The sequence below is a fragment of the Pandoraea nosoerga genome (assembly GCF_902459585.1).
Lineage (GTDB): Bacteria > Pseudomonadota > Gammaproteobacteria > Burkholderiales > Burkholderiaceae > Pandoraea > Pandoraea nosoerga.
The window spans coordinates 351,497-371,317 of the sequence record NZ_CABPSC010000001.1 but is presented as its reverse complement, the minus strand read 5'-3'; the positions used below and the strand labels follow the sequence as shown (position 1 = coordinate 371,317).

General features: G+C 65.6%; 20 protein-coding genes and 1 pseudogene. 19 read left to right on the top strand and 2 right to left on the bottom strand.

Features of this window, described 5'->3' with window-relative positions:
- Window positions 1–46 precede the first annotated feature (46 nt).
- From sbnA to PNO31109_RS01640, 8 genes are all read left to right on the top strand, one after another.
- Window positions 47–1,237 (top strand): 2,3-diaminopropionate biosynthesis protein SbnA, encoded by a 1,191-nt coding sequence (gene sbnA / locus PNO31109_RS01675; protein WP_241013714.1) that lies wholly within the window; start codon window positions 47–49, stop codon window positions 1,235–1,237.
- Window positions 1,234–2,277: a 2,3-diaminopropionate biosynthesis protein SbnB gene (gene sbnB, locus PNO31109_RS01670; protein ID WP_150553892.1), complete on the top strand. Its 1,044-nt coding sequence runs from the start codon at window positions 1,234–1,236 to the stop codon at window positions 2,275–2,277. The genes sbnA and sbnB overlap by 4 nt, the downstream gene beginning before the upstream one ends.
- Window positions 2,274–3,749, top strand: coding sequence for an adenylosuccinate synthetase (locus tag PNO31109_RS01665; protein ID WP_150553891.1), 1,476 nt, complete (start codon window positions 2,274–2,276; stop codon window positions 3,747–3,749). The genes sbnB and PNO31109_RS01665 overlap by 4 nt, the downstream gene beginning before the upstream one ends.
- Complete coding sequence (locus PNO31109_RS01660) at window positions 3,742–4,707, top strand: diiron oxygenase (protein ID WP_150553890.1); 966 nt, start codon at window positions 3,742–3,744, stop codon at window positions 4,705–4,707. The genes PNO31109_RS01665 and PNO31109_RS01660 overlap by 8 nt, the downstream gene beginning before the upstream one ends.
- Window positions 4,708–4,901: 194 nt before the next feature.
- Window positions 4,902–5,948, top strand: coding sequence for an ornithine carbamoyltransferase (locus PNO31109_RS01655; RefSeq protein WP_150553889.1), 1,047 nt, complete (start codon window positions 4,902–4,904; stop codon window positions 5,946–5,948).
- Window positions 5,945–7,213 (top strand): threonine synthase, encoded by a 1,269-nt coding sequence (locus PNO31109_RS01650; protein WP_174966231.1) that lies wholly within the window; start codon window positions 5,945–5,947, stop codon window positions 7,211–7,213. Before PNO31109_RS01655 ends, PNO31109_RS01650 begins: the two co-directional genes overlap by 4 nt.
- A 2-nt stretch (window positions 7,214–7,215) precedes the next feature.
- On the top strand, window positions 7,216–8,214 hold the full coding sequence (locus tag PNO31109_RS01645) for an FAD-dependent oxidoreductase (RefSeq protein ID WP_150553887.1): 999 nt from the start codon (window positions 7,216–7,218) through the stop codon (window positions 8,212–8,214).
- A 33-nt stretch (window positions 8,215–8,247) separates the two neighbouring features.
- Window positions 8,248–8,892, top strand: a complete 645-nt coding sequence (locus tag PNO31109_RS01640) for a flavin reductase family protein (RefSeq protein ID WP_150553886.1) — start codon at window positions 8,248–8,250, stop codon at window positions 8,890–8,892.
- Here PNO31109_RS01640 and PNO31109_RS01635 read toward each other — a convergent pair.
- Window positions 8,843–9,658, bottom strand: coding sequence for a helix-turn-helix transcriptional regulator (locus PNO31109_RS01635; RefSeq protein ID WP_174966229.1), 816 nt, complete (start codon window positions 9,656–9,658; stop codon window positions 8,843–8,845). The genes PNO31109_RS01640 and PNO31109_RS01635 overlap by 50 nt on opposite strands.
- 564 nt (window positions 9,659–10,222) lie before the next feature.
- Here PNO31109_RS01635 and PNO31109_RS01630 point away from each other — a divergent pair.
- The 7 genes and pseudogenes from PNO31109_RS01630 to PNO31109_RS01605 all read left to right on the top strand — a co-directional run bounded on the left by PNO31109_RS01630 (window position 10,223) and on the right by PNO31109_RS01605 (window position 15,549).
- Window positions 10,223–10,696, top strand: a complete 474-nt coding sequence (locus tag PNO31109_RS01630) for a DUF2244 domain-containing protein (protein ID WP_150553884.1) — start codon at window positions 10,223–10,225, stop codon at window positions 10,694–10,696.
- A 43-nt stretch (window positions 10,697–10,739) separates the two neighbouring features.
- A pseudogene (gene coxB / locus PNO31109_RS01625) lies at window positions 10,740–11,957 on the top strand (cytochrome c oxidase subunit II); the annotation flags it as partial.
- Window positions 11,958–12,003: 46 nt separating this feature from the next.
- Window positions 12,004–13,596: a cytochrome c oxidase subunit I gene (ctaD, locus tag PNO31109_RS01620; RefSeq protein WP_150553882.1), complete on the top strand. Its 1,593-nt coding sequence runs from the start codon at window positions 12,004–12,006 to the stop codon at window positions 13,594–13,596.
- A gap of 2 nt (window positions 13,597–13,598) precedes the next feature.
- Window positions 13,599–13,718, top strand: a complete 120-nt coding sequence (locus PNO31109_RS22035) for a cytochrome oxidase small assembly protein (RefSeq protein ID WP_217433178.1) — start codon at window positions 13,599–13,601, stop codon at window positions 13,716–13,718.
- A 46-nt stretch (window positions 13,719–13,764) separates the two neighbouring features.
- Window positions 13,765–14,382: a cytochrome c oxidase assembly protein gene (locus PNO31109_RS01615; RefSeq protein ID WP_150553881.1), complete on the top strand. Its 618-nt coding sequence runs from the start codon at window positions 13,765–13,767 to the stop codon at window positions 14,380–14,382.
- Window positions 14,375–14,596: a DUF2970 domain-containing protein gene (locus PNO31109_RS01610; protein ID WP_150553880.1), complete on the top strand. Its 222-nt coding sequence runs from the start codon at window positions 14,375–14,377 to the stop codon at window positions 14,594–14,596. The genes PNO31109_RS01615 and PNO31109_RS01610 overlap by 8 nt, the downstream gene beginning before the upstream one ends.
- Window positions 14,597–14,688: 92 nt before the next feature.
- Complete coding sequence (locus tag PNO31109_RS01605) at window positions 14,689–15,549, top strand: cytochrome c oxidase subunit 3 (RefSeq protein WP_150553879.1); 861 nt, start codon at window positions 14,689–14,691, stop codon at window positions 15,547–15,549.
- Window positions 15,550–15,846: 297 nt separating this feature from the next.
- Here the strand turns inward: PNO31109_RS01605 and PNO31109_RS01600 are convergent, their stop codons facing one another.
- Complete coding sequence (locus tag PNO31109_RS01600) at window positions 15,847–16,050, bottom strand: twin transmembrane helix small protein (protein ID WP_150553878.1); 204 nt, start codon at window positions 16,048–16,050, stop codon at window positions 15,847–15,849.
- A 135-nt stretch (window positions 16,051–16,185) separates the two neighbouring features.
- On the opposite strand from PNO31109_RS01600, the gene PNO31109_RS01595 reads away from it, so the two are divergent.
- The 4 genes from PNO31109_RS01595 (at window position 16,186) to cyoE (ending at window position 19,759) form a co-directional block, all read left to right on the top strand.
- The gene (locus PNO31109_RS01595; RefSeq protein WP_150554158.1) at window positions 16,186–16,911 is read left to right on the top strand and encodes an SURF1 family protein; all 726 of its coding nucleotides are present in this window, start codon (window positions 16,186–16,188) and stop codon (window positions 16,909–16,911) included.
- Between the two features lie 30 nt (window positions 16,912–16,941).
- Window positions 16,942–17,568 carry an SCO family protein gene (locus PNO31109_RS01590; RefSeq protein ID WP_370749618.1) on the top strand — a complete coding sequence of 209 codons (627 nt, stop codon included), beginning with the start codon at window positions 16,942–16,944 and terminating at the stop codon, window positions 17,566–17,568.
- An 82-nt stretch (window positions 17,569–17,650) separates the two neighbouring features.
- Complete coding sequence (locus tag PNO31109_RS01585) at window positions 17,651–18,835, top strand: COX15/CtaA family protein (protein WP_150553876.1); 1,185 nt, start codon at window positions 17,651–17,653, stop codon at window positions 18,833–18,835.
- 18 nt (window positions 18,836–18,853) lie between these two features.
- A complete protein-coding gene (gene cyoE, locus PNO31109_RS01580; RefSeq protein WP_150553875.1) occupies window positions 18,854–19,759 on the top strand; it encodes a heme o synthase in 906 nt (301 codons plus the stop codon).
- Window positions 19,760–19,821 lie beyond the last annotated feature (62 nt).

Genomic DNA, 19,821 nt, shown 5'->3' with positions numbered 1-19,821 from the left:
TCCTACACGACTTTGCAGGTATTCCGCGCGCGCTCCATTCGCTTAAATGAAGCTTCACGGCGTGCAGCAACGCAGGCATTGCGAACGGCATTCCTTCGTTGCGTCACGCCATTCCACCGCAATCGGGGGTGACTTCGGGAGGCTGACCGTGGGGCATCAACGCGAAACGCCGGCAGCGCTGCCGCGAACCTCTCCCGCGGCCCATACGGGCGCGCAGGAGAGCCTATCGCTGCGCGTGGACGGCAACTTCCTGCGACCTGTCACGTCGCCGGTCTTCACGAGGATCGACGGACTGTGTGCCGCGCCCGTCCATCTGAAACTCGAGGGGTTGAATCCTGCAGGCTCGATCAAGCTCAAGACGGCGTTGCAGCTGATCGAGGACCTGGAGGCGAGCGGAAGCATTCGGCGCGACACGCACATCGTCGAATCATCGTCGGGCAACCTCGGGGTCGCGTTGGCCATGGTGTGCGCCAATCGCGGATACCGTTTCACCTGCGTCACGGATCCGAACACCTCGCGGCATGCCGTTCGCACCATGCAGGCGTTGGGCGCTCACGTGGTTCGCGTCGAACGCCGCGACGCGCAGGGCGGTTTTCTGGGTACGCGCATTGCGTGGATACGCGCGCAGGTGCGGAAGGACACACGCTGGCTCTGGCTCAATCAATATGCCAATCCGTCCAATTGGCGGGCGCACTTCCGCTGGACGGCGCCAGAGGTCTTCGCGGCATTTCCCGGCGTCGACCATCTCTTCGTGGGCGCGGGGACGACGGGGACGCTGCTCGGATGCCTGCGATATGTGCGCGCGCATCGATTGCCGACGCGCGTCGTCGCGGTGGACGCCGTCGGGTCCGTGACGTTTGGCGGCCCGCCCGGCGCGCGCCGGATTCCCGGACTCGGGACGAGCTGCCGCCCGCCGCTGTGCGAGCCGCCTCACGCCGAGCCACCCGACGCCGTCGTCCACGTCGCGGAGCCGGAAACCCTGCGAATGTGCCACGCACTCGCACAGCGCGGATTGCTGGCGGGTGGCTCTTCCGGCAGCGTGTTGCGCGCGGTGCAGATAGCGGGCGCCGACATTGCGCCCGATGAAACCGTCGTCGCCATCGCGCCGGACATGGGCGATAAGTACCTCGATACCGTGTACGACGCCGCGTGGGCCGCGACCTGCTTCGCCGATGCGTCGCCTGCACCCGATGCTACTCCACCCCTGCCCCGGACCACGAGTCCCGCACGGCCATGAACGCGCTTTCATCACCGCAATTTCGTGTCTTCACGGCGGAGCAGGTCGATGCCGCAATCCGTGGCGGACGGCACGCCGTACTCGATATCGTCGAGGCGGCGTATCGTGCCCATCACGCGGGCCGCACCGTCAACCCCGAGAGCCAGTTTCTGCGATTTCCCGACGACGAGCGAAACCGCATCATCGCGCTGCCGGCCCATATTCGGGACAGGGCGGGCGAAGGCGCGACCGGCATCAAATGGATATCGAGCTTTCCCGGGAACGTCGGGCGGGGCATGCCGCGCGCGTCGGCGGTACTCATCCTGAACGATCTGGCAACGGGGTTCCCGACGGCGTGCATGGAGGCGAGCTGCATCAGCGCGGCGCGCACGGCGGCAAGCGCGATCAGCGCCTTGCGCCGGCTTACCGGGGGCAGGCCACAGGCGGCAAACGCGTCGGGGAGGGTGCGGGTTGCGTTCATCGGCGCGGGTGTGATTGCCCGGCACGTCGCGCAGTGGCTGCCGCTCGCGGCGTTGCCCGTTGCACGGGTGACGGTGCATGACCTCAATGCCGGGGCCGCGGACGCACTGGCCGCGCGCATCGGCATGGAAACGTGCTACGCGAGCGAGACCCAGAACTCGCTCGAGATCGCCGTCCGGGAGGCGGATGTCATCGTGTTTGCCACGACTGCATCGACGCCATACGTCGCGAATCCCGAGTGGTTCTCGCACTGCCCGATCGTTCTGCATCTTTCCCTGCGCGATCTCGCGCCGGCCGTCATTCTCGCGTCTTGCAACGTGGTCGACGACATCGACCACTGTCTGCGCGAGCAGACCTCGCTCCATCTCACGGAAGCACAGACCGGACATCGGCACTTCGTGAGCACCTCGCTGCCGGATTTGCTGTGCGGCGGCAATGCTCCGCCCCGAGACAGGCCTGTCGTCTTCTCGCCGTTCGGTATGGGCATTCTCGACATCGCCGTTGGCCGCTGGATCTACGAGCGCCTCGCCCCGCAGCAGGCGCCCGTCCCCCGTTTTTTCAACGATATGCAACGCGCATGACCCTAGCTCCTACCCGCTCTTCGTCTCACCACGTCGCTTCGCACGGCGCGGAGGGTTTCGCCGACGTGCTCGTCGGCCTGCAATATGGCGATGAAGGCAAAGCGAAAATCATCGATGCTCTCGCGCCCGAATATGACGTGATCGCGCGCTTTAACGGCGGCGCCAACGCCGGCCACACCATCGATACACCGCACGGGCGCATCGCTTTGAAGCAGTTGCCCTCCGGCGTCTTTCATCCGCACGCCGCGCTCTACATCGGCTCCGGATGCGCCATCAATCCATGGAAGCTCGCCGAGGAGATCGAGCAGCTCAACGACATGGGCGTCTGCCTTGAGGGCCGGCTTCGCATCAGCGCACGCGCGGCCCTGGTTCAGCCGCATCACATCGCACTGGACCGCCGCGGCAGCGCAACGATCGGCACCACGGGAAACGGCATCGGCCCATGCTATGCCGACAGGGCTTTGCGCGTCCGCAACGACACGCGCGTGAATCTGATGATCGGCGATCTACTCGAAAACGAGGCCACTGCCGTGTCGAGCATGCGCGACGTGTTCACACGGATGATCAACGCCGATGGGGGGACGTTGCCATGGATGGCGGAAATGTCGGATCTCCTGCTGTCGCTGCCCGCCGTGGCGAGAACCTTGCGCCGGTATATCGAACCGGACCGAAGTTGGCTCACCGTTCGCGTGAAGCAGGGGGCGCGCGTGTTGTTCGAAGGTGCGCAATCGGTATTGCTCGACGTGGTCGACGGCAGCCAGCCCTACGTTACGTCGAGTCATACGGTCCCGGCCTACGCCTACGTGGGGGGCGATCTGGCGGCGAAATACCACCGACGCACGATCGGCGTGGCCAAGGCCATCGTATCGCGCGTGGGGCGTGGGCCGTTTCCGTCAGAGCTGGGTGGGGACCGTTCCGCGGCGTATTGCCACGATGCGGCACAAACGCAGGCGGGTGCCGCTCAGGAACGAGAGCAGCACGTTCCCGAAGACCTGTTGCGCTCGACAGACCCGTTCGACATCGGCACGGCGCTGCGCATGCTGACCGGCGAGTATGGTACGGGCACGGGGCGGCCCAGGCGCATCGGCATGCTCGATCTTGCGCAACTCAGAGAGGTGATTCGCGCGCACGCGGTGGATTGCGTCTACCTGAACAAGGTCGACTGCCTGTCGTACTACCTGCAAACGGCCTACCAGGGTGTCCCGATGCGCGTGCCGCGCGATGCGCTCTCGGGCGAGGCCATGCCCGACGTGCTGATCTATCCCGGCCTGACGGAGCGCTCGATTTCGCTTGGCCGGGGTGGCACTCTCGATTCCGCCATGAACGGCTTCGTGGACTTCGTCGAGCGGTATATCGGCGCGCCGCTCGCCGGTATTGGGCTGGGGCCGGAACGCGCCAGTCTGGTGACGCTGGCCGCACACGAGAAGTTGCGCGCGACCAACGCGTCAAAGGCGGAGACGACACATGCCTGATATTCGGCGACCGCCCTGTGACGGCGACGGGCCGCGCGAGGGGCCCGGTGCTTTTACGACCGTGCCACGCCCGTGGCGGGAAGTCGCTGCGGCGGCCCGCTGGGGGAGCGACGAACCGTTTCCGCCGTTGCAGCCGGATCACCTTTTCTTCAATGCATCGCTGATGCCATATGTCGCGCATCCGCTCGTGCGCGAGCGCGGACAGGCGGCCAGACAGCAACTGAGCGCCTGGCGGCTTGCGGACTATCTGAACAAGACGGAGCGTGTGGAGCTGCACATCGTCAATCGCGCGGTGGAGCAAATGCTCGATATCGAACCGGGCGTGTCGGTCGGTCGCGACGACTTGCTCGCCATCTATACCGACGAAGGTTTTCACACATGGATGATGGCGCGCTTTCGTGCGTGTCTGCTCGCGGCTACCGGTGTCTCACTGCCGCGGCCGCCATCGCCGGGTGTCGGGCGCGTGCTGGCGCTTTGCGAGGCGGTGCCGCGCGCGCGGCGCGGACTCGCGATGATCGCAGCGGCGACGGTGACCGAGACGCTGATTACCGGAACGCTTCGGCGAGCTGGCGCGGGAGACCGGATCTACCCGCCCGTGAGCGCGCTGCTCGCCGAGCACGCGGCGGACGAGATGCGCCATCAGGCGGCGTTCGTTCGCTTCGCCGGCGAATGGGTGCCGTCCCTGCCCTCGGACGAGCGCGCGTGCCTGGACGCGCTGCTGCCGGAATTGATGATGGCGTTTCTCGCACCCGAGTTGCCGGCGTGGCGGGAGCAGCTGTGCGCGATCGGGCTGTGCGAAGAGAACGCAGACCGCGTTCTGCGCGAAAGCATCGACCCGCTGGAAGTCGGCGTGCAGATGATGGAAGCGGCGCTCGTGCCGCGTCGCCTCTTCGAACGACTGGGATTGTCGAGCGCGGCGCGATTCGCCCAGCTCGCCGGCCGGTGGCGTCCGCCATGAAGCAGCGCGGCACGGTCGGGCGGAGACGGAAGGCACAGGGGGGCGGCGCTTCAGCGGCACTTCAGCGGCGATAGGGTGGCAATCAGGTCGCAATCAGGTGGCAATAGGGTGGCAATAGGGTGGCAATGGGGTGGCAATAGGGGGCAATAAGGCCCGCAATCGAGCGGCGGCATCGACCCATCAGGAGAGCGAACGTGAACAGTCATTGGTTAGCCCCGGACATGACGATGAGCGCGGCGGACTATCTCGCGTTGCTGGACGCGGCACTCGCTTTCAAGCAGCGCTACCCCGCGCAAACGGGGGCGGCGCTGCAGGGCAAGACGATCTATTTCCTCTTCTACAACGCGTCGCTGCGCACGCGCAGCAGCTTTCAGACGGGGCTCGCCCGGATGGGCGGCAATGCGATCGTGCTGGACCCGCATCACGCGATCTACACGCCGGCGCTGCCCGAAGCGGAAATTCCCTACACGACAGAGCGGATCGCCGACGTAGCGCGCGTCCTCTCGTCATATGGCGATGCGATCGCGATACGCATGTACGGCGAGCCAGCGGGATGGGTCTACGGCGCCGCGCATCGACATCTCGAAGCGTTCGCGCGATCGAGCCGGGTGCCTGTGATCAACATGGAGTGCGATCGCTTTCACCCCTGTCAGGCACTTGCCGACATGATGACGTTGCGCGAACGGCTGGGTGATCTCGCCGGGCGCCGACTGTGCATCAGCTGGGCGTATTCAGGGAGCTGGCACAAGCCGGTGGCCGTGCCGCAAAGTCTTCTGCTCGCCGCCGCCAAAGCCGGCATGGACATCACGCTGGCCCACCCGGCCTCGTTTGGCCTCGATCCCGAGGTGATGGACCGCGCGCGGCAGGTCGCGGGCCAGACCGGCGCGCGTGTGCGCGTCACCCACGATTTTCTTGACGGTGTGAATGGCGCACAGGCCGTCTATGCCAAATCGTGGTGTTGTCTCGCGCATCTGCCGACGCGACACGGCGATCCGGTGGACGAGCGAGCGATGCAAAGGGCGTTCGAGCGCCATCGCGACTGGCGTGTCGACGCCGACGTCATGCGTCTTTCCGGCACGGACGCGGGATATCTTCACTGCCTGCCCGCGGACCGTGGACAAGAGGTGACGGACGAAGTGATCGATGGCGCGTCGTCCTGGGTTTTCCAGCAGGCGGCAAATCGGCTGCATGCTCAGAATGCCGTCATGGCGCGGTTGCTGAATCCGGGATGCCTCGCATGAGCCGCGCTTTCTCACACCGATACGTATGCGTGCGCTGTGCCGCGCGACAGCCTTGGGCCGGCATTCGCTATCGGTGCGACGTGTGCGGACACAACCTCCGTATCGAGCGCGACACCGACGTCGATGCGCCAGGCGCCGGCGACATCGTTGCCATGTTTCACGGACGAGGGATGTGGCGTTACGCGCCGCTCCTGCCCGTGGACGCCCGCTGGGGCAGTCGTCTGCGCGTTGGCGACACGCCATTGATCGACTGTGGCGATGACGGCGGAGTTCACCTTCGGGTGAAGGACGAGGCGCGCAATCCGAGCGGCTCGCTCAAGGACCGCGCGACTGAAGTGGCGCTGGCCGCCGCGAGGTTCGCGGGATGCACTCGGACAGTGGCCGCTTCGACCGGCAACGCGGGAGCGTCGCTGGCATGCATTGCGGCGTCGCATCAAATGGCTGCGACGGTGGTCGTGCCCGCCGGCGCGCCGCCCGCCAAGTTGGCGCAGATACACGCGTATGGCGCCGAGGTCGTGGCGCTCGACGGCAGTTACGACGACGCGTTCGAGTTCGCCGAGCGCATGGGCGCCGAGCCCGGCGTGTGCTGCCGCAATACCGGAATCAATCCATTCACGCGCGAAGGCAAGAAAACGTGCGCGTTCGAGATTGCCGAGGCGCTCGAATGGCACGTCCCGGACTGGGTCGTGGTGCCAACCGGGGACGGCAACCTCTTGTCCGGCATTGCCACCGGATTCCTCGATCTCTTCTCGCTCGGTATTACACGCGCCATGCCACGTCTTCTTGCCGCGCAAGCGCTCACCTCCGACAGCATCACGCGCGATTGGGCGCACGGGCGCAGCGGTGCGGCGTCGCTGCCGTTGCCGCTCTCGCCGACTGTCGTGCATCCGGCGACGGTTGCCGACAGCCTTTGCGTGCGCCGTCCGCGCGATCATCTGGCGGCCTTGCAGGCGCTGCGCCTGACGTGCGGCGTCTGCGTGGCTGTCGACGATAGCGCGATCATGGCGGCGTCCAGTGCGCTTGCGCGGCGCTTCGGCTTGTGGTTCGAGCCGTCGGCGGCTGCCGGCTACGCCGCGCTGCGTGAGGGCATCGCGCGCGGTTGCATTCGCGCGGGCGAGACGGTGGTCCTGCTTGGCACCGGGAGCGGCTTGAAGTCGCGAAACGCGATCGATGACGCGAGGGCTTCCGAAGCCGAGCCCCGCGTCCAACGCCGGCCGGCGCCCACCCCCGCCGAGCCTCTCCGGGGGCGGGAGGAGGGACGGTGACGATGCGACCCAGAACCATCGTGCTCGGCGCCGGCGTGAGCGGACTCACCACCGCGGTGACGATGTCGCTCGCGGGCAGCGACGTGACGCTCCATTCGGCAGAAGGACCCGCGCGGACCACATCGTCATTGGCGGCCGCGATCTGGCATCCGTTCTACCAGGCGCCTGATCTGGTCTACCTCGCGCGTGCCCGTTCGACCTACGACACCATGCGTCGACTGTCCGCCGACGTGTCGTCAGGCGTGAGCATGCGCGCCCTCACCGAGTACTTCCGGCAGGATGCCGGTCCGCCTTGGTGGGCGGACTGCGCGGAGGAACTCGTGCGCGTCCCGCAAGGCGCCGTGCCATCGCGCTTCGCGAGCGCCTACCGGATGATGGTTCCCGTAGCCGACCCGGCGCGTTACCTCGGGTATCTCATGAACACCTTCCTGGAGCTTGGCGGCGAGTGCGTATTGCGACATGTCGATGACCCTGTGCCGCTGCTCGGGGAAGCCGACTTTGTCGTGAACTGCTGCGGCTATGGAAGCCGGCGATTCGGCGATGCCGAGGTCTCGCTCGCCCGTGCCGTCGTGCTGCGGGCTGCCCGTGACGACGCGGTGCGCGGGTGCTTCATCGACGACGGCGATCCGCGCATGCCCACGTACATCATCGAGCGCGACGAAGACATTGTGCTGGGCGGCACCGCCGACCCGGATTTGACGTCGACCGTCATTGGCGAGCCTCAGGTCGAGAGCATCGTGCGGCGATGCGCGGCGCTCTGCGAAGGCGCCGCCGCGTTGCGCATCCTCGAGGCGAAAGTCGGGTTCCGGCCGATGCGGCCCACGGTGCGCGTCGCCCGCGACGAGGTGCATGCGCGTCTACTGCACAACTACGGCCATGGCGGCGGCGGCTTCACGCTGTCGTGGGGGTGCGCGGCGCATGTCTTGCGGCTGACGGGCATGGCGTCGGCAGATGAACCACCGATCGGGTCTTTAACGGCCGAGGGGGCGCGAGCAGAGTGAGCGCGCGGTGCGTGAACAACTTCGGGAGACACCATGGAACTGGATCCGGCCGCGCTGGACGAGGCGAGCCTCTACAACTTCATGATGAGTACGATCCTGCCGCGTCCTGTCGCGTGGATCAGTACCATCGACGCGCTGGGGCGAACGAACCTCGCGCCGTATGCGTACTTCATGGGCGTATGCTGCGTGCCGATGACCGTGCTGTTCTGTCCGGTCGTGCCGCCGCCGCCGTTGCGCAAGAAGGACACGCTGCGCAACATCGAAGCGGTGCCGGAGTTCGTCGTCAATATGGCGAGCGCCGCGTGCATCGAGGCGGTCAACCTTTCCGCCGCGCCCTTGCCGCCCGGCGAGTCGGAATTCGATCTGACCGGCGTGACTCCCGTGCCGTCGTCGCGAGTCAAACCGCCGCGCGTGAAGGAGGCTGCCGTCGCGTTCGAGTGTCGTGTGCGCGACATTATCGAAATCAGTGCTGCGCCCGGCGGTGGCTGGGTCGTGCTGGGAACGGTGCTGGCTGCCCATGTCGAGGACACCCTGCTCGACCCCGTCACGTATCAGGTCGACCTCAAGGCGCTGCGCCCGGTGGGACGACTGGGCGGCGGCGCCTTCGTGAACGCGGCGAGCGATACGTTCACGTTGACGCGTTACAAGACGCTCGCCGATCTCGTGCGGCGCCGCTGACGGCGGGGCTCGCCGCGCCCGTTTCGTCGTCGAGCAATCCGTAGTCGCTCGCGAGCTTGGCCGCGCGGTGGCGGCTCGATACGTCGAACTTGCGCATTACGCTGCGCAGATGAAAGACCACGCCATGCTCGGAAATGGTCAGGATGCGCCCGATCTCCCATGACGTCTTGCCGCGCGCGACCCATCGCAGGCATTCCCGCTCGCGCGGTGTCAGTACGGGCGCACCGAGGGGCGCATGCTCGCGCCGCACGATACGCCATACGGCTTCATGCAGATGCGTGGCCAACGCCGCGCCCGCATGCTGCGTCCAGGTGAGGGTTTCGGACGGCCGATGGCGTCGCGGTGAGGCCAGACTCAGCATTCCCCACGCACCTGACGGCGTGAAGACCGGATAAGTCACGCCCGAGCACAGACCGGCCGCTCGTTGTTCATCAAGGAGTTGCCGCGCTTGCGGCGACGCATACAGCGCTGGCGTCCATTCGACTGGCGTGAGTTGCCGGCAGGCGCGCATGGGCACGGGGTCGATGGCGGCGTAACGTTGCGCGTCGTACCGTGCGCGCCAGGCAGGCGGAAAATTCTCCAGCCATGGCGTGGCGAGCGTTCCGCCCGGCAGCGGAAACTGGCCGCGATAGCTGAAGTACCGCTGCCTGAGCGCGCCGCATAGCGAGTGCAGGCGGGCACGCAAGGTGTCGAAGTCAGCGGCGGACTGCAGGGCGCGAAGGCCGTCGGCAAACGCGCGGGGTGTGGTGCAACGCATGGCATGCATGGGCGGGGCGATGTCTGGAACATGTCCCGCTTTTAGCACGCGCAATCGGCCAGCGCGCATGCGCGGTCGCTGTGAAGCCCGCGCCGGCCGCCGGCATGGACGCGATCACGGGGCCGCGACATAACGTCGCACGCGAAATTCCGTACACCGTCTACTGTGGATGCATATCGGACGAATCCCGCATCGCAACGAAAAAACGGCGAAGCTCACGAGTGGGGCATGGAAGGCAGGGCGCGTTGATGCCGACGATCGCATCCGGATCGCGGCGGGCCGGTATTCAGGACACCGCAACGAGTCGTGCTGTGTTGCAACGTACCGCCTCCCTCACGCATAGGGAGTATCCCGTAGTTGTGCCACTGCTGAAATTCCGGGCTAGGGGAATTACCGGATTTTCCTTTTGCATCAATGAGTTCAGGAGGATGCTATCGCGCGTCAAATACTCGGTATCAATGTTGTCGCTTCGAGAATGCGCGTTCTATAATGCGGCAGTTTGTCGCGGCCCGGACGAAACAAGTTCCCGGCCGTCGGACATGAACGACCCAAAATGCCCCACGGGTGACGGCGATGCTCGCAGCCTCTTCTTCCGACGCCGAGACGGTGACGAAGGAATGGACGCACAAGCGCAACTGCGCGATATCGCCGCGCCAGTTTGTCCTGTTCTACCTGTCGTTGGCCGCCGTGTCGCTGGGTGTTGCCTTGATTGCGGCGTGGCGCGGTGGGTGGTTGGTCTTGCCGTTCACAGGCCTGGACTTGCTCGTGGTGGGCGTCGCGTTCGTCATTCATGCCCGGCATGCCACAGATTACGAGGTCATTCGGTTGTCGCCCGTGAGCCTTGTGGTCGAGCAACGTTCAGCACAGAGGTTGACGCAGTACGAGTTCAATCCCCGCTGGGTACGCATCGACATCGAGAAGCCGCCGCGAACGCGCATCGTTTTGCGCTCGGGCAGCCGCTCGGTCACCGTCGGAGCCTATCTTGCGCCGCATCGCCGCGAAACGTTTGCGCGCGAGCTGCGCCGTTGTCTTGCCCAACAGGCCTGAGAGAGATGGAGACGATCTCGGGCGACCGCCAGGGAGGATTTGGATGGTAATTTTGGGTAAGGAAGCTATGAAAAAAACGAAACACGCCTTGGCGGCTTTCCTTGCGGGCGCCTCACTGCTCGCCGGCGTTCCGGCACTGGCGGCGGTCACCGACATGCCGGGGGGGCCGGCCGTCAACGAACTCAACTTCCAGCCGCCGGTCACGAAACTCGCGCAAGAGCTCCACAGCCTGCACACCATGATGCTGATCATCTGCCTGGTGATCTTCATCGGCGTGTTCGGCGTGATGTTCTATTCGATTTTCAAGCACCGCAAATCCAAGGGCCATCAACCTGCCAACTTCCATGAAAGCACCACGGTCGAGGTGATCTGGACGGTCGTGCCGTTCATCATCGTGATTCTGATGGCGCTGCCCGCAACCAAGACCGTCGTGGCCATGAAGGACACGACCAACGCCGACATCACCATCAAGGTGACCGGCTATCAATGGAAGTGGGGCTACGACTACCTGAAGGGCGACGGCGAGGGCATCAAGTTCCTCTCCACGCTCACTACGCCGCGCAGCCAGATCGACGGGCAGGAACCGAAGAGCAACACCTACCTGCAGGAAGTCGACAATCCGATGGTCGTGCCGGTCAACAAGAAGGTGCGTCTGATCACCACGGCCAACGACGTCATCCACTCGTTCTACGTGCCGGCATTCGGCATCAAGCAGGACGCCATTCCGGGCTTCGTGCGCGACACCTGGTTCAAGGCCGAGAAGGTCGGCGAGTACCGCGGCTTCTGTACCGAACTGTGCGGCAAGGAGCATGCGTTCATGCCGGTGGTGGTGAAGGTCGTCTCGCAGGAGGACTACGACCGCTGGGTCGACTCGCAGAAGAAGCTGATGGCGGCGTCGGCCGACGACCCGAACAAGACCTACACCGTGCAGGAATTGATGGAGCGCGGCCAGAAGGTCTACAGCGCGAACTGCGCGGTCTGCCACCAGCCCAACGGCAAGGGCGGTGGCGCGTTCCCGGCGCTCGACGGCAGCAAGATCGCAACGGGCCCGGCGGCCGATCACATCAGCATCGTCCTTCACGGCAAGAACGCCATGCCCAACTGGTCGCATCTGAACGATGTGGAGTTGGCCGCGGTGATCACGTTCGAGCGTAATTCGTGGAGCAACAAGACCGGCGACGTGGTTCAGCCGGCGCAGGTGCGCGACGCGCGCGGCAACAAGTCGGCCAACGCCGGCGCGGCCGCCGACGCCGGCGCAGCGAAGAACAGTTAAGTCGTTCGACCAGTTCGAAGCAAGGAGATTGGGTATGAGTTCCATCGCTCACGATCACGTGGCGGGTCACGACGATCACGCGCACGACCATCCGCACGGGTGGCGTCGCTGGCTGTTCGCGACGAATCACAAGGACATCGGCACGATGTACATGATCTTCTCGTTCGTCATGCTGCTCTCGGGCGGCGTGATGGCGCTGATGATCCGTGCCGAGCTGTTCGAGCCGGGCCTGCAATTCATTCGTCCGGAGTTCTTCAACCAGCTCACCACCATGCACGGCCTGGTGATGATTTTCGGCGCGATCATGCCGGCGTTCGTGGGCTTCGCGAACTGGATGATCCCGCTGCAGATCGGCGCGTCGGACATGGCGTTCGCGCGCATGAACAACTTCAGCTTCTGGCTGCTGCCGGTCGGCGGTTTGCTGCTGATCTCGTCGTTCCTCGTGCCGGGCGGCGCCACCGCCGCGGGCTGGACGATGTACGCGCCGCTGTCGGTGCAGATGGGCCCGGGTCAGGACCTGGCGATCTTCGGTGCGCACATTCTGGGCGCGTCGTCGATCATGGGCGCGATCAACATCATCGTGACGATCCTCAACATGCGGGCACCGGGCATGACGCTCATGAAGATGCCGATGTTCGTGTGGACGTGGCTCATCACCGCCTACCTGCTGATCGCCGTGATGCCGGTGCTCGCCGGCGCGATCACGATGCTGCTCACGGACCGCCACTTCGGCACGTCGTTCTTCAACGCGGCAGGCGGCGGCGACCCGGTCATGTACCAGCACATCTTCTGGTTCTTCGGACACCCGGAGGTGTACATCATGATTCTGCCGGCGTTCGGCATCGTCTCGCAGGTGATTCCGGCGTTCTCGCGCAAGCCGCTGTTCGGTTATAGCTCGATGGTGTACGCCACGGCGTCGATCGCCATCCTATCGTTCATGGTGTGGGCGCACCACATGTTCGTGACGGGTATGCCGGTCACGGGCCAGCTCTTCTTCATGTACGCCACGATGCTGATCTCGGTGCCCACGGGCGTGAAGGTCTTCAACTGGGTGGCCACCATGTGGAAGGGCTCGCTCACGTTCGAGACACCGATGCTCTTCGCCGTCGGCTTCCTCTTCGTGTTCACGATGGGCGGCTTCACGGGCCTGATGCTCTCGATGGCCCCGCTCGACATACAGATGCACGGTACTTACTACGTGGTGGCGCACTTCCACTACGTGCTCGTGGCCGGTTCCCTCTTCGCGCTGTTCTCCGGGTTCTACTACTGGGTGCCGAAGTGGACGGGCCACATGTACAACGAGTGGCGCGGCAAGTTCCACTTCTGGGGCTCGCTCATCACGTTCAACGTGACGTTCTTCCCGATGCACTTCCTGGGGCTGGCCGGCATGCCGCGTCGCTATGCCGACTACCCGGCGCAGTTCACGGACTTCAACCAGCTCGCGACGATCGGCGCCTTCGGCTTCGGTCTGATGCAGGTGTACTTCCTGTTCTTCGTGGCGCTGCCGGCGTGGCGCGGCGGCCCGGCGGCGGAAGCCAAGCCCTGGGATGGCGCCGAAGGTCTCGAGTGGACCGTGCCCAGCCCGGCGCCGTTCCACACGTTCGAGACGCCGCCGAAGGTGCATTGAACATGGCATTGAGTCGGGAGCAGCGCACGAGGAATTTGCGCACGGGGCTGATTCTGGCCTCGGTGGTGGCGGTCTTCTTCATCGGCGTGATGATCAAGACCAAGCTGTTGGGCGGTATCTGAGCCACACGTCCCGCGCCCTGGCGCGGGGCGCGCTAACAGGGCGAATATGGGCGGTTTGCGACGGATCAATGTGCGCACCTTCAGCAAACTGTTGCTGCTGGTCGCGGTGATGTTCGGTTTTGGGTACGCGATGGTGCCGTTCTACCGCGCGTTCTGCGACCTCGTGGGCATCAACCAGCTCGGCGATCGCACCAACGAAGTCACTGCCCGTAATTCGCAGGTCGACGAGAGCCGCACCATCACCGTCGAGTTCGACGCGAACGCGCAGGGCCCGCTGCGGTTCAAGCCGGCAAGGAGCAGCCTGACGGTGCACCCGGGGCAGATCGCCACGATCGAGTACGAAGTGGCGAATCAACAGCCGCACGAGGTGCGCGCGCAGGCGATTCCGAGCTACGCGCCGGCGCAGGCCGCGAGTTACTTCAAGAAGATCGAGTGTTTCTGTTTCACGCAGCAGACGCTGCGGGCCGGTGAGGCCAAGGAGTTTCCGGTGGTGTTCGTGCTCGACACGAAACTGCCCAAGGATGTGAATACGATTACGCTGTCCTATACTTTTTTCGATCTCGGCAAGCACGACGCGAACCAACGCGCCGACGTGTCCGCACCGGCGGCGCCGGTCGAGGTGACGGGAAATGCGACGGGAGGGGGCAAGGGCAGCAATGGATGACCTCAAGCAGGCGAGCCGGCGCAAGTTGTCGTTCGTCCAGACCATCAAGGCGGTGTTCTGGTCGTTCTTCGGCGTGCGCAAGGGCCGCGATCACGACCGCGACATGGCGCAGCTCAACCCTGTGCATCTGATCGTGGCGGGACTGGTCGGAGGCATCCTGTTTGTCGTGGCGCTGGTGTTACTGGCGAAGCTCGCCATCCGGCTCGCGACGTAAGTGGCATCGTCCGGCGCTGCACGGCACGCACGGGAAAGTGCGGGCGCCGGAAGTCGGCAGAGACAAAGAGAACCAAGCCTGGAGAGATAAGAATGAGTGGTCAACACCAAACGGCGCCTTACTACTTCGTGCCGGCGCCCTCGCGCCATCCGGTGAGCTGCAGCGTCGGCCTGCTGGTGGTGCTCGGCTCGGCGGCCGCCTGGGTCAACGGGCAACCGTGGGCCCCGTGGACGGCGCTCGTCGGCCTGCTGTGGGTGCTGTGGGTGCTGCGCGGCTGGTTCGGCGATTCGATCGCCGAGTCGGAGGGCGGCCTGTACGGCAAGCGCATCGACGTGTCCTACCGCTGGGGCATGAGCTGGTTCATCTTCTCCGAGGTGATGTTCTTCGCGGCATTCTTCGGCGCGCTCTTCTATGCGCGCGCGCTCGCCATGCCATGGCTCGGCGACCTCGACAACAAGCTGCTGTGGCCCGACTTCGCGGCCGTGTGGCCGAACACCGGCCCGGCGGGCGTGGTCGACGCGTTCGAGACGATGGGCCCGTGGCCGATTCCGACGCTCAACACCGCGCTGCTGCTCACGTCCGGCGTCACGCTCACCATCTCGCACCACGCGCTGCGCGCCAACCATCGCGGCAGCGCGATCTTCTGGCTGTTCGCGACCGTCGTGCTGGGCTTCGTGTTCCTCGGCTTCCAGGCTTACGAATATCACCACGCCTACACGGAACTGAACCTGAAGCTCACCTCGGGCGTGTACGGCTCGACGTTCTTCCTGCTCACCGGCTTCCACGGATTTCACGTGATGATGGGCGCGATCATGCTCACCGTCATGATGATTCGCCTGATGAAGGGGCACTTCACGCCGGAGCATCACTTCGGTTTCGAGGGCGCCGCCTGGTACTGGCACTTCGTGGACGTGGTGTGGCTGGGTCTGTACGTGGTGGTCTACTGGCTCTGAGGCCGTAGACCGCGAGACTTCAGGGGCGCCGCCGGACTCCGGCGGCGTTTGCGTTTGGAGCGCCGCCGGCACGGCGCGAGGCGACGTTCGGGAAGCATCGATGGGCGCGGTCCGAAGTGGCGTGCGCCCCGTGGACCTGCCCGGGGGCCGGCAGACGATGGAATGCGGCCTTATGTCGCAGCCTGCCGCGCGGGGTGCAAGCCGCGGCGCGATGCGTCGACGCCGGACGCTGCGCCGGCCCGGCAAACGCGGGAGCGATGCGGTGCGGCGTTTTGCCGCAGGCGCGCGGCGCGGGACTCAGTATCTTATGCCCGTGCTGTGGATCCAGCCCATCCAGTTCGCGAACAGGATGAGCAGGAACAGCGTCACCGACAGGCCGACGCGCACCATGAGCGAATGCACGGTGCGATTCGAACGGCCCTTGTCCCGCATCATGAAAAACAATGCGGATGCCAGACTGCCGAGAATCAGGACGAAGGCGATGGCAACGAGGATGCGCATGATGTGTCCGACGACGGGAATTCATCATTATCGGGCAACGGGCACCCGCCCGCATGCTGCATTGCAGTGTGCGGCGCCGCGCCACGGTGCGCTGTCAGACGAGGAACGGACGTGTTGAAAACCCTCTTGCGTGGCATGCGTCCCGCGCCGGCGCTGCTGATCGTGCTGGGTGTGCTGCTTACCGCGGCGCTCGGCGTGTGGCAGTACCAGCGTGCGCAGCTGCGGCTCGGGCGGCAGGCGCAGATCGAGCATGCCACGCGGGCGCCCGTGATCGCGCTCGACGCGCGTGCCCGCGCGCTGAGCGACGTGGCGAACCGCCGCGTGCGCGTGACGGGGCGCTTTCTGCGCAACCGCGTGGTGTATCTGGACAACCGTCCGCGCAACGAACTGCCCGGTTTCTACGTGGTGATGGCGCTGCAGGTCTCGCCCGAGCGCGTGGTGCTGGTCAATCGCGGCTGGCTGCCGCGCGATCTGCGTGATCGCACGGCCATCATGCCGTACCCGACGCCGGCGGGCGACGTGACCATCGAAGGCATTGCGCAAGCCGATGCGTCGCGCGCGTTCGAACTCGGTCACGGCGGCTCGGCGGCCGGCATGTCGATCCGGCAGAATCTGGATGTGGCGGCTTATGCGCGCGAGACGTCGCTGCCGCTGCAGCCGTTCGTCATCATGCAGACGAACGACACGGGCGATCACCTGCTGCGCGACTGGCCTGCGCCGGCGAGCGGTGCGGATCGCAATTATGGTTATATGGCGCAATGGTTCGGCATGTCGCTGATCCTGGCGCTGCTGGGGCTGCGCCTGGCATACCGGCGTGGCCGGCGGCTGGCGCAGACCGGTGACAATTTGACGCGAGCATGAGGCGAGCATGAGGCGAGCATGAGGGCAGATGTGAGTACCGGACGCACGGCGCGTGCCGCCGATCCGACAGACCCGGCACAACGCCGCCGCGCGCGACGCATGCTGATGCTGCTGTTCGCGGTGTGTGCCGCACCGGCTGTTGCGGCGTACCTGATGTATTACGTCTTCAAGCCGCCGGGCGGCACATCCGCTTACGGCAAGCTGATCGAGCCGCAGCGGCCGCTGCCCGCGCTCGTGGTGCGCGACGACGAGACCGGCGAGACGCTGCCGCTCTCGTCGCTCAGGGGCAAGTGGCTGATGATCAGCGCGGACACCGCCGCATGCGACGAAAACTGCGTGAGCAAGCTGTTTTACATGCGGCAGATCCGTGTGCTCCAGGGCAACGAGCGCACGCGCGTGGAGACGCTCTGGCTCGTGACCGACGATGGCGTGGTGTCCGACCGGATCGACAGCGCCTACGAGGAAACGCGCCGCCTGCGTGCCGATCCGGTGGCGCTGGCGAACTGGCTGCCCACGCAGGACGGTACGGGCTTGCGTGATCACATCTATCTGGTCGACCCGCTGGGCAACCTGATGATGGCGTTCCCGAAGCAGGGCGATCCGGCCAGGATCAAGCGCGACCTTTCGCGACTGCTCAAGTGGTCGGGCACGGGTTGAGCGGCGCCGGCGCCGCCCGGCATGACGAGTAATACGGTGCGCCGCACGGCGCGCGACACGACGAAGAACTGACGCGAAACGAATGCTTTACCTTCTGGAACTGGGCTTCATCGGCCTGTGTATCGCGGTGCTGCCGCTGGGCTGGGTGCTGTTGCGCCGGGATGCGAACAAGTACCGCAAGCTGGCCTGGGTGACGACCTTTCTGACGCTCGACCTGATCATGTTCGGCGGCTTCACGCGCCTCACGGATTCGGGGCTGGGCTGTCCCGACTGGCCGGGCTGTTACGGCACGTCGTCACCATTTGCCGCGCACGCCGACATTCACGCGGCGCAGGCGCTGCTGCCCACGGGACCGGTCACCTTCGTCAAGGCGTGGATCGAGATGATCCATCGCTACTTCGCCATGTCCGTGGGCGTGCTGATCATTGCGCTGATGGTGGTGGCGTGGGCCAGGCGTCGCGAGTTGAAACAGTCGCCGTGGCTCGCGACGTGGCTGTTCATCCTCGTGTGCGTGCAGGGCGCCTTTGGCGCGTGGACCGTGACCATGAAGCTGCAGCCGGTCATCGTCACGACGCACTTGATGTTGGCGCTCACTCTGCTGGGGTCGCTCGTGTGGCTGGCGTCGCGCCAGATGCCGCTCGCGAGCGTAGCGGCCGACCCCGGCGCGCTGCGCTGGCGCTGGGCGGCGCTGATCGGGCTGGCGCTGCTGGTCTTCCAGATCGCGCTCGGTGGCTGGGTGAGCACCAACTACGCGGTGCTCGCGTGCACCGATTTCCCGACATGTCAGGGGCAATGGGTGCCGCCGATGGACTTCCACAATGGCTTCAAGCTGTGGCGCGAGCTCGGCAAGACGGCCGGCGGCGAGGTGATTCCGATGGCGGCGCTGGTCGCGATTCACTGGGTACACCGCACCTTTGCCGTCGTCGTGGTGCTCTATCTGGCGTGGCTGGCGAGCCGGCTGCGGCGTCACGCCGCGCTGCGCCGCGCGTCGACCCTGCTCCTGGCGCTGGTGTTCGTGCAGTTCGCGACCGGATTGTCGAACATCGTTTTCCAGTGGCCGCTGCTCAACGCCGTCGCCCACAACGGCGGGGCGGCCGTCCTGCTGCTGTTGCTCGTTATGTTAAACTACCGCATTCGCGCCGCAAGGACGGCGTCCATTGCGGCCGGCCTGAACGATCAGGCAGATCTTTCCGCCCGCCAGAAGCCCCTCCCCGCAGCGGAGCCGGCTGCCGCATCACTCGCTGGCGCCCCGACTGGCTCGGCGTAGCGCATTGCCTCTGAGTGTATGAAAAGCACGACCCTTACCCATCCGCCGGCTGGCCGCATCGCGCAGTATTGGGCCCTGACCAAGCCCCGCGTGACGCAGCTCGCCGTATTCTGCGCCGTCATCGGCATGTTCCTGTCCACGCGCGGCATGGTGCCGTGGCAAGTGCTGATCGGCGGCACCGTCGGCATCTGGCTGCTGGCGGGCTCGGCGTTCGCCGTGAACTGCCTGATCGAGCAGCGCGTCGACGCCCTGATGCGCCGCACCGCGTGGCGCCCATCGGCGCGCGGCGAGATCGCGCCGTGGCAGATCATCGTCTTCTCGACGATCCTGGGCGCGGCCGGCATGGCAGTGCTCTACACGTTTACCAATGCGCTCACGATGTGGCTCACGCTGGCCACCTTCGTTGGCTATGCGCTCATCTACACCATCATCCTCAAGCCCTCCACGCCACAGAACATCGTGATCGGCGGCGCCTCGGGGGCCATGCCGCCCGCGCTCGGCTGGGCGGCCGCGACCGGCGCCGTGCCCGCCGACGCCTGGATTCTCGTGCTGATCATCTTCGTCTGGACGCCGCCGCACTTCTGGGCGCTCGCGCTCTACCGGCGCCAGGACTACGTGAACTCGGGCCTGCCGATGCTGCCGATCACGCACGGCGAGAAGTACACGCGCCTGCAGATCCTGCTCTACAGCGTGGTGCTGTTCGCCGTGTCGCTGCTGCCGTTCGCGCATCGCATGAGCGGCTACCTGTATCTGGCCTCGGCCGTGGTGCTCTCGGGCATCTTCCTGGGTTATGCGGTCAAGCTCTGGCGCAGCTATTCGGATGCGCTCTCGCGCTCCATGTTCCGTTACTCGATCGTTTATCTGTCGTTGCTGTTCGCGGCGCTGCTGGTCGATCACTACGTTCAGATCTTCCTGCTCGGCTGAAGCCCGACCGCGCGGGGCAAACCCGAGCCGAGCCCGGACCGAGCCGAATTCATGACGCTCGC

Excerpts from the sequence above, each read along its gene's own strand:
- sbnA (WP_241013714.1), top strand. The coding sequence starts at position 47 with ATGAAGCTTCACGGCGTGCAGCAACGCAGGCATTGCGAACGGCATTCC.
- PNO31109_RS01585 (WP_150553876.1), top strand. The coding sequence starts at position 17,651 with ATGCTTTACCTTCTGGAACTGGGCTTCATCGGCCTGTGTATCGCGGTG.
- PNO31109_RS01595 (WP_150554158.1), top strand. The coding sequence starts at position 16,186 with ATGCGTCCCGCGCCGGCGCTGCTGATCGTGCTGGGTGTGCTGCTTACC.
- PNO31109_RS01665 (WP_150553891.1), top strand. The coding sequence starts at position 2,274 with ATGACCCTAGCTCCTACCCGCTCTTCGTCTCACCACGTCGCTTCGCAC.
- PNO31109_RS01635 (WP_174966229.1), bottom strand. The coding sequence starts at position 9,658 with ATGCATGCCATGCGTTGCACCACACCCCGCGCGTTTGCCGACGGCCTT.
- PNO31109_RS22035 (WP_217433178.1), top strand. The coding sequence starts at position 13,599 with ATGGCATTGAGTCGGGAGCAGCGCACGAGGAATTTGCGCACGGGGCTG.
- PNO31109_RS01650 (WP_174966231.1), top strand. The coding sequence starts at position 5,945 with ATGAGCCGCGCTTTCTCACACCGATACGTATGCGTGCGCTGTGCCGCG.
- PNO31109_RS01610 (WP_150553880.1), top strand. The coding sequence starts at position 14,375 with ATGGATGACCTCAAGCAGGCGAGCCGGCGCAAGTTGTCGTTCGTCCAG.
- PNO31109_RS01660 (WP_150553890.1), top strand. The coding sequence starts at position 3,742 with ATGCCTGATATTCGGCGACCGCCCTGTGACGGCGACGGGCCGCGCGAG.
- PNO31109_RS01645 (WP_150553887.1), top strand. The coding sequence starts at position 7,216 with ATGCGACCCAGAACCATCGTGCTCGGCGCCGGCGTGAGCGGACTCACC.
- PNO31109_RS01605 (WP_150553879.1), top strand. The coding sequence starts at position 14,689 with ATGAGTGGTCAACACCAAACGGCGCCTTACTACTTCGTGCCGGCGCCC.
- PNO31109_RS01640 (WP_150553886.1), top strand. The coding sequence starts at position 8,248 with ATGGAACTGGATCCGGCCGCGCTGGACGAGGCGAGCCTCTACAACTTC.
- cyoE (WP_150553875.1), top strand. The coding sequence starts at position 18,854 with ATGAAAAGCACGACCCTTACCCATCCGCCGGCTGGCCGCATCGCGCAG.
- PNO31109_RS01630 (WP_150553884.1), top strand. The coding sequence starts at position 10,223 with ATGCTCGCAGCCTCTTCTTCCGACGCCGAGACGGTGACGAAGGAATGG.
- PNO31109_RS01615 (WP_150553881.1), top strand. The coding sequence starts at position 13,765 with ATGGGCGGTTTGCGACGGATCAATGTGCGCACCTTCAGCAAACTGTTG.
- sbnB (WP_150553892.1), top strand. The coding sequence starts at position 1,234 with ATGAACGCGCTTTCATCACCGCAATTTCGTGTCTTCACGGCGGAGCAG.
- PNO31109_RS01600 (WP_150553878.1), bottom strand. The coding sequence starts at position 16,050 with ATGCGCATCCTCGTTGCCATCGCCTTCGTCCTGATTCTCGGCAGTCTG.
- ctaD (WP_150553882.1), top strand. The coding sequence starts at position 12,004 with ATGAGTTCCATCGCTCACGATCACGTGGCGGGTCACGACGATCACGCG.